Annotated in this window: 13 protein-coding genes and 1 tRNA gene; 2 read left to right on the forward strand and 12 right to left on the reverse strand. The window is 47.7% G+C overall.

Features of this window, described 5'->3' with window-relative positions; translation table 11 throughout:
* Positions 1 to 335: 335 nt before the first annotated feature.
* The 7 genes from ACBP46_RS12590 to tyrS form a co-directional block, all read right to left on the reverse strand.
* A tRNA-Ser gene (locus ACBP46_RS12590) sits at positions 336 to 425 on the reverse strand.
* A 54-nt stretch (positions 426 to 479) separates the two neighbouring features.
* Positions 480 to 1,100, reverse strand: coding sequence for a riboflavin synthase (locus ACBP46_RS12595; protein ID WP_371017068.1), 621 nt, complete (start codon positions 1,098 to 1,100; stop codon positions 480 to 482).
* A gap of 3 nt (positions 1,101 to 1,103) precedes the next feature.
* Positions 1,104 to 2,231 (reverse strand): bifunctional diaminohydroxyphosphoribosylaminopyrimidine deaminase/5-amino-6-(5-phosphoribosylamino)uracil reductase RibD, encoded by a 1,128-nt coding sequence (gene ribD, locus ACBP46_RS12600; protein ID WP_371017176.1) that lies wholly within the window; start codon positions 2,229 to 2,231, stop codon positions 1,104 to 1,106.
* Positions 2,231 to 2,698, reverse strand: coding sequence for a transcriptional regulator NrdR (gene nrdR, locus ACBP46_RS12605; RefSeq protein ID WP_371017069.1), 468 nt, complete (start codon positions 2,696 to 2,698; stop codon positions 2,231 to 2,233). Before nrdR ends, ribD begins: the two co-directional genes overlap by 1 nt.
* A gap of 30 nt (positions 2,699 to 2,728) precedes the next feature.
* Positions 2,729 to 3,973, reverse strand: a complete 1,245-nt coding sequence (glyA, locus tag ACBP46_RS12610; protein WP_371017070.1) for a serine hydroxymethyltransferase — start codon at positions 3,971 to 3,973, stop codon at positions 2,729 to 2,731.
* Between the two features lie 157 nt (positions 3,974 to 4,130).
* Positions 4,131 to 4,763, reverse strand: a complete 633-nt coding sequence (locus ACBP46_RS12615; protein WP_371017071.1) for a YbhB/YbcL family Raf kinase inhibitor-like protein — start codon at positions 4,761 to 4,763, stop codon at positions 4,131 to 4,133.
* 23 nt (positions 4,764 to 4,786) lie between these two features.
* On the reverse strand, positions 4,787 to 6,013 hold the full coding sequence (gene tyrS / locus ACBP46_RS12620; protein ID WP_371017072.1) for a tyrosine--tRNA ligase: 1,227 nt from the start codon (positions 6,011 to 6,013) through the stop codon (positions 4,787 to 4,789).
* Between the two features lie 262 nt (positions 6,014 to 6,275).
* Here tyrS and ACBP46_RS12625 point away from each other — a divergent pair, with 262 nt between their 5' ends.
* Together ACBP46_RS12625 and ACBP46_RS12630 are read left to right on the forward strand one after the other, a co-directional pair.
* Positions 6,276 to 7,640: a peptidoglycan DD-metalloendopeptidase family protein gene (locus tag ACBP46_RS12625; protein ID WP_371017073.1), complete on the forward strand. Its 1,365-nt coding sequence runs from the start codon at positions 6,276 to 6,278 to the stop codon at positions 7,638 to 7,640.
* A gap of 19 nt (positions 7,641 to 7,659) precedes the next feature.
* Positions 7,660 to 8,748: an anhydro-N-acetylmuramic acid kinase gene (locus tag ACBP46_RS12630; RefSeq protein WP_371017074.1), complete on the forward strand. Its 1,089-nt coding sequence runs from the start codon at positions 7,660 to 7,662 to the stop codon at positions 8,746 to 8,748.
* On the opposite strand, the gene erpA is transcribed toward ACBP46_RS12630, so the two are convergent.
* The 5 genes from erpA to rplM form a co-directional block, all read right to left on the reverse strand.
* Positions 8,749 to 9,117, reverse strand: a complete 369-nt coding sequence (erpA, locus tag ACBP46_RS12635) for an iron-sulfur cluster insertion protein ErpA (protein ID WP_371017075.1) — start codon at positions 9,115 to 9,117, stop codon at positions 8,749 to 8,751.
* Positions 9,118 to 9,164: 47 nt separating this feature from the next.
* On the reverse strand, positions 9,165 to 9,842 hold the full coding sequence (locus ACBP46_RS12640; RefSeq protein WP_371017076.1) for a DUF6776 family protein: 678 nt from the start codon (positions 9,840 to 9,842) through the stop codon (positions 9,165 to 9,167).
* A gap of 57 nt (positions 9,843 to 9,899) precedes the next feature.
* Positions 9,900 to 10,961: an N-acetyl-gamma-glutamyl-phosphate reductase gene (gene argC, locus ACBP46_RS12645; RefSeq protein ID WP_371017077.1), complete on the reverse strand. Its 1,062-nt coding sequence runs from the start codon at positions 10,959 to 10,961 to the stop codon at positions 9,900 to 9,902.
* A gap of 159 nt (positions 10,962 to 11,120) precedes the next feature.
* Positions 11,121 to 11,513: a 30S ribosomal protein S9 gene (rpsI, locus tag ACBP46_RS12650; RefSeq protein WP_371017078.1), complete on the reverse strand. Its 393-nt coding sequence runs from the start codon at positions 11,511 to 11,513 to the stop codon at positions 11,121 to 11,123.
* A gap of 9 nt (positions 11,514 to 11,522) precedes the next feature.
* A complete protein-coding gene (gene rplM, locus ACBP46_RS12655) occupies positions 11,523 to 11,951 on the reverse strand; it encodes a 50S ribosomal protein L13 (RefSeq protein WP_371017079.1) in 429 nt (142 codons plus the stop codon).
* Between the last annotated feature and the right edge of the window lie 173 nt (positions 11,952 to 12,124).

Consider the following 12,124-nt stretch of genomic DNA (forward strand, 5'->3'; position numbering starts at 1 on the left):
CACTTCTAGTAAAAGCCTAGTTTGAACGACACTTGATGAAAATTACGTGTATTCAAACACTTAAATCCACGTAAAAATCAGGGCAGAGCTTTCCATTAAATAGTGCTCTCTTAACCTTCTCTTTGTTCACTATCTAAAAACAACACCGAGAAATAAAGCTTAACCGTGCCAAAAAGATTTGAAATAATTACAACTATAACCGATTCGTTTTTTAGAAAAATTAATAGACATGACATTCGGTAGTTGTTAGTCAAGATAGAAAAGAATTCAACTAAATATAACCATAAGACTAATAAAAAAAGCCCGCCTAAAAATAGGCGGGCTTTTAAAATCTTTGGCGGACAGAGAGGGATTCGAACCCTCGGTACGCGTAAACGTACACACGCTTTCCAGGCGTGCACCTTCAACCACTCGGTCACCTGTCCTTTTGCATTCGGCAAAGAATAGTATTATAAGTCTTCTAACTTAAAAAGCAAGGGCTATTTGTTTTGTAAAGACATCATGCGCTCTACATAGCGCGCAATAGCATCCACTTCTAAGTTCGCTCTAGAGCCATTTTGCAAGTATTTTAATGTAGTAACCTCAACAGTATGTGGGATTAAGTTAATGCTAATTTCACAGCCATGCTCAAGATCCACCACCTCGTTAACGGTCAAGCTAACGCCATTTACCGTTACACTGCCTTTGTAGGCCAAATATTTAGCCAACTCAACGGGGGCAATAATACGTAATTCATAAGATTCGCCCACCGGTGCCATACGCGACACCTGACCCACACCGTCAACATGGCCCAGCACCATATGACCATCTAAGGTATCGCCAAGCCGCATGGCATGTTCTAAGTTTACTGCTCCGACCTGATCCAAGCCTACTGTGCGATTCAAACTTTCTCGGGAAATTTCAATGCTGAATGCGTGCGACTCTAATTCAACCACAGTCATGCAAGCGCCTTGAATAGCAATAGAGTCACCTAACTTACAGCGCTGCAAGTCAAAATCGGGCGCTTCAATACGTAAACGCAAACCAGCTTCGTCATTTTCTGTTATTAAGGGCTGCACGTGGGTAATTTGCCCTACGGCACTAACAATTCCTGTAAACATGTACTACTCCTCAATCTGTATTTGCGTGTAAAGCTGCTGCCAATGCTGTGCATGACGCATTTGTATACGTACATCTGCCCCGATAAGCTGGGTTTCAACCATTTCCATACGCGTTGCCTGCGCTAAGTCGGGCAACGCATCTATTTGCATTAAAGGACGCCCCGGCCCTAGTACCACGGGTGCTAGGTAGCTGAGCACAGCATCAACTAAACCAGCTTGCCACAATGCGCCATTGAGCTGGGCACCGGCCTCGGTATGCACTTCGTTGATTTGCTGTGCACCTAACCAGCGCATTAATTGCATTAAATCCACTTGCCCGTCTGAGTTTGCGGGCAAAGTAATTAGCTGGGCATTTTTATCCGCAAGCTGGGCAGCAAGCTGAGCATCTGAGCGCGTTGTAAACACCCAAACGGGGTCACCATTAAAAAGCGCCAAATCAGGCGAAATACGTAATTGACTATCTACTACCGCCCGAATAGGTTGGCGCGGTGTATCAATATCACGCACGTTTAGCAACGGATTATCGGCTAAGCACGTGCCTATGCCCGTCAATACCAAGCAACTACGTGCCCGAAAACGTTGACCATCGTGACGTGCTTCAGGGCCTGTAATCCATTTCGACTGCCCTGAGGCCAAAGCGGTTTGTCCATCTAATGATGAAGCGGTTTTTAACCATAACCACGGCGTGCCACGCACCATACGAGCGACAAAACCAATATTTAGCTCAAAAGCAGCTGCTTGCTCTACACCAACTACCACCTCTATGCCGGCTTGCTTTAAGGCGGCAATGCCTTTGCCAGCTACTTGAGGGTTGGGATCTGCCATCGCAATGACTACAGTCTTAGGTCGGGCTTGAATAAGCGCCTGCACACATGGTGGTGTGCGACCATAATGAGAACAAGGCTCTAGTGTCACATAGACGGTAGCATGCTCTAAGTGAGTGTATCCGGCCTGCTGGGCAGCCTGCAAAGCCATAACCTCAGCATGCGCACCACCCGCTTGTTGAGTAGCCCCCGTTGCAATCACGGTGTTATCGACCACAATAACGCACCCTACCCGAGGATTAGGGCTGGTTATAAATAACGCTGTACGCGCAGCCTCTAAGGCTTTTTGCATAAAAAACGAATGCATCACGCTTTTTTGCTATCGCCGTCTTGCATGGCATCAATGGCTTCCACAAACTCGCGGATGTCGTTAAAACTTTTGTACACCGAAGCAAAGCGAACGTAGGCGACTTGATCTAGTTTTTTTAATTGTTCCATAACTAGCTCGCCGACCTGTTCAGTAGTGACCTCGCGCTCGCCACTGATAAGCAAACCTTCGGTAATACGCGCCACCGCTGCATCGACTTCGGGAGTGGGCACTGAACGTTTGCGTAGCGCTAAATCCATGCTGGCACGCAAGCGATTCACATCAAACTCCATGCGACTCCCGCTGCGCTTAACAACGGCTGGCATCATCAGATCTGCCCGTTCGTAGGTGGTAAACCGACGCTCGCATTTTGCGCAACGACGACGACGCCTAATAGCGCCTCCGTCCTCTGATACGCGTGAGTCTACAACTTGAGTGTCTTCATAACTACAGAACGGACATTTCATAAGCACTGCGCCCCGCTAAGGGCGTAAAAATTAACGGTACACGGGCAAACGTGAAGTTAATTCGTGTACACGGCTACGTACATTTGCCAGATTTTCTTCGTCGTTAGGGTTATCTAAGACATCGGCAATAAGATGGGCCGTTAATACACAATCTTCTTCGGTAAAACCACGCGTAGTCACAGCTGGCGTTCCTAAACGCACACCACTGGTCACAAAAGGTGACTCGGGATCGTTAGGAATGGAGTTTTTGTTAACTGTAATGTGGGCTTTGCCTAGGGCTTCTTCGGCCTGTTTACCAGTAAGACCTTTGGAGCGTAAATCGACCAACATCAGATGACTTTGAGTGCCGCTTGAAACAATACGCAAACCACGCTCTACCAATGTGCGTGACAAAGCAGCAGCATTTTTAATGATTTGGGCTGCGTAGTCCTTGAAGCTAGGCTCTAGGGCTTCTTTGAAAGCAACCGCTTTACCTGCAATGACGTGCATTAAGGGGCCACCCTGAATGCCAGGGAAAATAGCAGAGTTGATGATTTTCTCGTGCTCGGCTTTCATCATAATGACGCCACCACGTGGACCACGTAATGATTTATGTGTGGTGGAGGTAACGAAGTCGGCATGCGGTACAGGGTTGGGGTACTGACCACCGGCAACTAAGCCTGCGTAGTGAGCAATATCCACCATAAATAACGCATTGTTTTCCTTGGCAATGCGGGCAATGCGCTCGAAATCAATGTGTAACGAGTATGCAGAAGCACCAGCTACGATAAGCTTTGGTTTGTGCTCTTTAGCTAGGGCTTCGAGCTGATCGTAATTTAACACCTCGTTTTCATCAAGGCCGTAGGAGATGAAATTGTACAATTTACCGGAGGCGTTAACCGGTGAACCATGAGTTAGGTGGCCCCCCTCGGCTAGGCTCATGCCTAGAACGGTATCGCCGGGCTTGAGTACAGCCATATACACGCCCTGATTTGCCTGAGAGCCTGAGTTAGGTTGTACGTTGGCGGCCTCAGCACCAAAAATCTGTTTGAGACGATCAATGGCAAGCTGCTCTACGATATCTACGAACTCACAGCCACCATAATAACGGCGACCTGGATAGCCTTCTGCGTATTTATTTGTCAGTTGAGAGCCTTGGGCTTGCATGACGGCAGGGCTGGTGTAGTTTTCAGAAGCGATAAGTTCGATATGCTGCTCTTGGCGCACGTCTTCTTTTTGCATAGCTGCCCAAACTTCGGGGTCAGCAATATCGAGAGTATGAGAACGATCAAACATGAAAGATCCTAACTAAAAAGAGGGCATTAAAGTCAGCATTTTACCGCTTTAGCAGGTTTTAAGCTGAAAAAAAACATATGTGCAAAAAAAAACCTAAAAAACCCGATTTTAACTACAGTTAACCGCTATTTCTTTCATCTACATAAATGAGTTTTATTTAAGCGGCACCTAATCGAGGGTTTAATGTATAAGTGCCTGTAAGACTGGCCTGAGCCAGTATGTGCGGCGTAATCGCCTGTAGTACCTGCGCACCCGTGAATTTGCCCTCTAGGGGCACACGATCTATATCAAGCGCATACACAGTAAAACGATAATGATGAATAAGCGAGTCATTCCAGGGCGGGCATGGCCCATCGTAACCGAAGTAATCCCCATTCATATCGCGGTCATGCGCAAACCACTGCGTATAGTCGTTTAGGCCTTGACGCGTACCATCTAAAGAAAGGGGGCCCGATTTACCCCGAGGGGTGATGCCCTGAGCATAGCTGCCTTCAGCAATTTCCCGAATATTGGGCGCAACGTCTACTAGCACCCAATGGTAAAAGTCGGTGCGGGGCAAGTCGGAAGGTACCTCGCGGTCGGGCTGATTCACATCATCCGGCTGCGTAGGTACATCGGAATCCACACATAAAATCACGAAGGATTGCGTTTGCTCGGGAGCTTGGCTCCAGACCAAGTGTGGATTGATGTTCTCTGCCAGAGCCACCTTATTCTGAGCATCGTATTTTCCAAATGCGTAGCGCACAGGAATAACGGCCTGATCGGAAAAAGAATCACTATGCAGTTTCATCACTTGCTCCTTTAGTAAAGTCGTTAGTTCAAGGTTACACGAGCAAAGCGACGTTTACCAACCTGAACCACATAAGTACCCGCGGCAAGCTCAAGGGCACGGTCCTCGATGCGTGTACCATCAACGCGAACGCCACCTTGGGTGATATTACGCTGTGCTTCACTACCTGAAGCGGCTAAACCTGCTTCGCGTAATACATTAATAATGCCTAAGGGAGCGCCCGTTAAGGTGACCTCGGGGATGTCGTCGGGAATTTCGCCGTGTTTAAAGCGAGCCTCAAAGCGTTGTAAGGCTTCCTCGGCATCACGCTGGCTATGAAAACGCGCTACGATTTCTTGAGCCAAAGCCACTTTGGTGTCACGCGGGTTTTGGCCGGCCGCAATGGCGTCTTTAAAGCCTTGAATTTCAGCCAGGCTACGGAAAGATAAAAGTTCGAAGTATGACCACATCAAAGTGTCTGAAATGGACATGATTTTGCCAAACATGGAGTCAGCACTTTCTGTAACGCCAATATAATTGCCTTTGGATTTAGACATTTTCTCGACGCCATCTAAACCCACTAGTAAAGGCATGGTCAAAATACACTGTGGCTCTTGGTCGTATTCTTTTTGGAGCTCACGACCTACAAGCAAGTTAAATTTTTGATCTGTACCGCCTAGCTCTAAATCTGCTTTTAACTGCACCGAATCGTATCCTTGAAGTAAAGGATACAAGAACTCATGCACAGAAATGGGCGTATTAGAGGTAAAGCGTTTGGTGAAGTCGTCGCGCTCCATCATGCGTGCCACGGTATAACGTGATGCGAGCTGAATTAAACCCCGTGAACCCAACTGGTCTAGCCATACAGAGTTATAAAGCACCTCGGTCTTGGACTGATCCAAAATCAAACTTGCCTGATCACAATACGTTTGGGCATTGGCTTTGACTTGCTCGGGTGTCAATGGCGGGCGCGTTGTGTTGCGACCGCTTGGATCACCAATAGTAGAAGTGAAGTCACCAATCAAAAAAACAACTTGATGACCTAAGTCTTGGAGCTGGCGCATTTTGTTTAACACAACGGTATGGCCCAAATGGATATCGGGTGCCGTCGGGTCTAAGCCTAATTTAATGCGCAAAGGCTGGCCTGTAGCATGGCTACGTGCGAGTTTACGAGCAAACTCAGACTCCACGAGTAGCTCGTCGCAGCCACGCTTAACGATGGCTAAATCGGCTTCTACTGCAGGAGTAATGGGAGCGTCTTGTACTGACATAAGTAGACCTGATTAAAACTTTTCTTAAAAGGGTCGAAAAACCGGCGTAAATAAGCTAGGATAACGCTTGGGCCCAAAAACTGCACACTCGTGCGCCTCTGGCTCAACACGCATCTTATCGAAAACGTTCTCGCAGAACTTGAGCTCTGCGCAGAAGCGTTTTTTCTCATTTTTGGCTTATCCGTTTAGATTGTAAACCGTTCTGTGTATTCCTACACATAAAGGTCAATCTAGACCCAACATCGTACAAGGTTTTGGTCACATGCTTAATAAAGGGAACAACGGCACTTCTACCGCTCCCCAGCACACCAGCCCAAAGAAAAGTCAGATTGTAACAAAGACTCTACTCGTTCTTGCTTTTGGTTTATTCGCAGGCGCAGCAGCAATTGCTGTTGTTGAGCCTACCGAAGAACCCACTATCTTTCAGGCCACTCAAGCTCTAGAGCTACCAGCCGGGGTCACTCCACTGGGCCTAAAGAACACTGAGCCTTATATTCAAGAAACTCGCATTCGTCGTGGTGATACCCTCGCGGCTTTACTACAACGGTTACAGATTACTGCTCCAGGCCTACAAGCATTTCTTACACATGATAAAAATGCTCGTTCTATTTACAAGCTCTACCCTGGACGTAGCCTTCAAGTAGCCCTAACGGATGACAATGACTTATTGTGGCTGCGCTATCATCACACCCCCACTAACAATGACAAAGGTCAAGCCCTTTCAAAATGGCTTGAAGTGCGCCCAGACGGCCAAGGTAGCTATGTGGCTACAGAGCAGTCCATGGCTACTTCTACCCATATTCAAATGGCTGAGGGCACGATTAACTCCTCATTGTTTGGTGCCACTGACGCGGCAAACATCCCAGACTCCATTGCGTTACAAATACCAGAAATCCTTAGCTCCAAAATGGATTTCATGAAAGACATACGCAAAGGCGATCGCTTCCGATTGGTGTACGAAACACACAGCTACAACGGCCAACGCGTCGGTGCCGGGAAAATCTTAGCCTTAGAGTTTGAAAATCAAGGTAAAACACATGATGCACTCTGGTTCAGCCCAGATGGTGTGTCAGGTTCATACTACGATTTTAATGGTCAAAGCTCCCAAGGTACATTTTTGCGTAACGCTTTAAAATTTACCCGCATCAGCTCCACCTTTGGTGGGCGTCGTCACCCCATTCACGGTAGTTGGCGTAACCACAATGGTGTGGATTATGCAGCACCTACTGGCACACCTATTCATGCTACCGGAGACGGGGTAGTTACCTTTATTGGCAATCAAAATGGTTACGGTAAAACCATTGTGCTTGAGCATCATAGTGGTTTCAGCACGTTGTATGCCCACCAAAGCAAGTTCGCATCAGGCTTAAAACGTGGCGACACCGTATCCCAAGGCCAATTAATTGGTTACGTAGGGTCAACAGGTTGGGCCACTGGGCCACATTTGCATTACGAGTTTCGCATCAAAAACAAGCCCGTCGATCCGCTCTCGGTAGAGCTGCCCGTCGCGCGTGTACTCGATGCAAAACAGCAAGCCGCTTTTGATGCTATTGCCATTCAGTACCGCACTCAATTGGCTTTACTCAAAGGGCTAAATGAGCCTCTAGTTGCGGCGTTAGATAACTAATGCTAACCCTAGTTAAAACATGCTGTATATCGGCCTAATGTCCGGTACCAGTACCGATGGTGTGGATGCGGCCTTGTGCCGCATCTCTGCTACGAATTCGGTAAAGGTACTAGCACATACCGCATTAGAAATGCCTCCCGCATTACGTGCCGAGCTCTTAGCTTTGAATACAGCCGGTCACGATGAGCTTCATCGGGCAGCCTTAGCTGCCCAAGAGCTCGTTCGTCTGTATGCCATGAGTTGCACAGAACTATTACAAAAAAGCGGAATATCAGCGCACGCTATTCACGCTATTGGTGCTCATGGTCAAACAGTGCGCCATGCTCCCGAATTAGGCTACAGCTGGCAGCTGAATGCCCCTGCGCTCTTGGCAGAGTTAACTGGCATAGATGTAATTGCTGATTTTCGCAGTCGGGATTTAGCCGCAGGCGGTCAAGGTGCGCCCTTAGTTCCTTTGTTTCATCAAGCCGTCTTTAGCACTGAGCAGCCGCGTGTAGTACTAAACCTAGGCGGCATAGCTAACGTGAGTATTTTACGCCCTGGCAAACCTGCTATCGGTTTTGATACAGGGCCGGCTAATGCTTTGATGGACGAGTGGATTTACGCTCATTTAGGTCAACGCTATGATGCCTCGGGCCAATGGGCGGCCTCAGAACAAGCTCACTCTGGCTTACTGGAACGCTTATTAAGTGAAAGCTGGCTTCAACAAGCCCCACCTAAATCCACAGGACGTGATTTATTTAATGCGGCTTGGTTAGCACAACACCTTGCTTATTACCCTGATATTAAACCTGCTGCCGTACAAGCCACATTAGCATTATTTACCGCTCGTAGTATTGCGTACGCTATTCGGGACTACGCAGCCGACTGTGTTGAGCTTATTGTGTGTGGTGGTGGCGCATACAACAGCCACTTAATTGAGTTAATTGCCCAGGAAATAAAAAAACCCGTCTACATCAGTGACGGGTTTGGAATCGGTGCCCAAGAGGTCGAAGCCGCTGCGTTTGCTTGGCTGGCTTATGCGTATCAACATGATATACCTGCCAGCCACCCAGCGGTGACTGGGGCTACTCATGGCCGACTGCTTGGGGCCTGGTATAAGGCGTAATTACACCGTAAACGAGGAACCACAACCGCATGTGGTGCTGGCGTTTGGATTGCGGATCACAAACTGAGCGCCTTCTAAGTCGTCTTTAAAGTCGATTTCTGCACCGACTAGATACTGAAAGCTCATGGGATCAACTAATAACTGAACCCCACCTTTTTCAATAACAGTATCGTCCTCGTCAGTCACATCATCAAAGGTAAAGCCGTACTGGAAGCCTGAACAACCACCGCCTTGTACAAAAACGCGTAGTTTTAAATCGGGGTTGCCTTCCTCGAGTAATAACTCGCGCACTTTTTCAACAGCGGGATCAGTGAAGCTCAAAGGAGATGGCGGAGCCTGTAGATCAACCGTTTCAGTTAGGGTATTCATAAGAAACTCCTACAACGAATAAATAGGTAACTCTAGTAGTTTAAGCCTTAATCATCTGCTGTCGCAGCAGAAGCAGGCACTAGATCAATTTTGTGGGTGGCACGCAACTGCTTGCCTTGGTAGATATGTAAAGTGACCGCGTCAATGCGTAAACCATCGGGTACATCTAACAAACCGGTAGCGCGTAAAAACTGGTCAAACTCGATGTCGGTGGTGGTGCTGTCTTCGCCAGCCGTAGTTAGCACTATGTTAACTGAATCTCCGTCTTGATGCCCGTGAGCCGTAAATTGTATGTGCCCATTAAAGCGGGGTAAGGCTGAAGAACGCTGTAAAAGAAGTTTATACCGTAATGTATGGGTCTGAGGCTCTAGGTCTAGACCACGTACTTGCACTGTCCCTGTACCCGATAAAGGTAGAAGATGTTCGTAAAAAGCCAACTGCTCTTGGAGGTATCCTAACTCGTTCTGCTTTTGTATAAGACGCTCTTGCAAAGCGTCTTGAGTGGCTTGCTCTAGGGTAAGTTGAGTTTGGAGGCTTTGGTTTTGCAACTGCATTTGTTGTAGTTGCTCTTGGGCATTAAGCCACTGCTTATGAGCCTGCCCAAGTGTCTCTAAACGCTGTTGCTGCCAGTACCATGCAGAACCTGCCCCTACGAGCAGAGCTAAAAGCACGGCGACCAGCAGCCAAACCCAACGAGATGTTGGTGTAGAGGTAGGTGTTTTCATCTTTATTTGACTAAATAAATAAAAACCAGTTCCCTCTTTTTTACGCATTTACACAAATTAAGGCAGGATAGCTACTTGTTCTAAGCCTGTTTGCTCGGGCAAACCAAACATTAAATTCATATTTTGTACAGCCTGCCCTGAAGCCCCCTTAACGAGGTTGTCTTGAGCCGCCATAATGATGAGCTGATCGCCATGGCGCTGAATAGCAATACGAATTTTGTTGGAAGCGCGTACAGAGCGAGTTTCAGGGATGACGCCAGCTGGTAACACATCCACAAAGTACTCATTGGCATAAAACTGCTCGTAAAGAGCCTGAAAGTCTGTATCCATGCCTTGGGGAGTAATGCGCACATACAGCGTGGAGAACATACCACGAATCATAGGCACTAAATGCGGCACAAAAGTGAGATCAATGTCTTGACCGTGATTTAGTAGTTTCAGCTGCGCAGCGATCTCGGGGTGATGGCGATGCCCCCCTACCCCATACGCTTTAAAGTTATCGCTGGCCTCGGAGAATAAACTACCAACAGCGGCTTTGCGGCCCGCACCCGAAACCCCAGATTTACAGTCAGCCACCACTCGAGCCTCGACCAAGGGGGTATCGTGCCCCCATAACGGTGCAGTACCCAATAAAACAGTAACAGGATAACAGCCGGGATTGCCTACGACCTGAGCCTGAGCAATTTTCTTGCGGTTGATTTCAACCAAACCGTACACCGATTTTTCTAAAATATCTGGGCAAGCATGAGGCATTTTGTACCATTTTTCGAACACACTAGTATCCTGCAAACGGAAGTCTGCTGCTAAATCGATAACCTTGACGCCTTTGTCTAATAAGGCTTGGGCTTCGTTCATAGCCACGCCATGAGGCGTAGCGAAAAAAACCACGTCGCATTGATCAAGCTGTGCCTCGTCGGGCGTTTGAAAAACCGCATCCACATGACCACGCAAGCTAGGGAACATATCGGCTACCGGCATACCGGATTCCTGCCTTGAGGTAACCGCCACGACTTGCGCCTGTGGGTGTTGAGCGAGTAATCGCAGTAATTCCACACCGGTATAACCAGTTGCACCCACAATACCGACTCGGATGGGTTTGGCATGTGCTGACGTAGACATAAGGCCCCTTTATGTGTAGCAAAAAAACAAAATAAGAATCTACTTATAATAAATGAAATACAGTTTTTTTGGGGATTTAGGGCAGCTTTATTCATACAAACAAAAAACCCCAGCCAAAGCTGGGGTTTCTTGGGGCACCACAAGGGTGAAGCGAAACAATTAGCGTTTGCTGAACTGTTTGCGACGACGCGCTTTGTGGAAACCTACTTTCTTACGCTCGACCTCACGTGCATCACGTGTCACTAAGCCGGCTTGTTTGAGCGCGGATTTTAGTGTTTCGTCGAAGTCGATTAGAGCACGAGTGATACCATGACGCACTGCACCGGCTTGGCCGCTTTCGCCGCCGCCATGTACGTTCACTTTGATATCAAATGACTCGAGGTGCTCGGTGAGAGCCAAAGGCTGACGCACAATCATGCGACCAGTTTCGCGAGCGAAGTATTCGTCTACAGGCTTGCCATTTACAACAATAGCGCCCGTACCTTTTTTGATAAATACACGAGCCACCGAAGATTTGCGGCGGCCGGTACCGTAATTCCAATTACCGATCATGACCTGTCCTTAGATATCCAGTGGTTTAGGCTGTTGAGCGGAGTGCGGATGCTCTTCGCCAGCGTAAACCTTGAGTTTCTTAGCCATGGCGTAACCCAATGGGCCTTTAGGGAGCATCCCTTTGACGGCTTTTTCTAGAGCACGACCAGGGAAACGCTGCTGCATGGTTTCGAAGTTGGTCTCTTTAATGCCACCTACATACCCAGTATGACGGTAGTATTTTTTGTCTTGGAGTTTGTTGCCTGTAACGCGGATATCGGCTGCGTTAATAACAACAATGTAATCGCCAGTGTCAACGTGCGGAGTGTATTCAGGTTTGTGTTTACCACGTAGGCGGCGTGCAACTTCGCTGGCCACACGACCTAGGACTTTGTCCTTGGCATCAATCACAAACCACTCACGACGGACTTCATGCGGCTTGGCCACAAAGGTCTTCATGATAGGTTCCTAAAATAAAAAGGCTATACGCCATTAAATAAAAATTAATCTATAAGCCAAGGCGTTATTTTTCGCCCGTACTAATAACAAATAGACTAACCGTAAGATTCTACCACAAAAGCACTTTTTGCAAACAAAAAAGCCCCCAATGCCAAGCAAAGAGGGCTTTTATG

Source organism: Paenalcaligenes hominis, assembly GCF_041359055.1.
GTDB lineage: Bacteria > Pseudomonadota > Gammaproteobacteria > Burkholderiales > Burkholderiaceae_B > Paenalcaligenes > Paenalcaligenes hominis_A.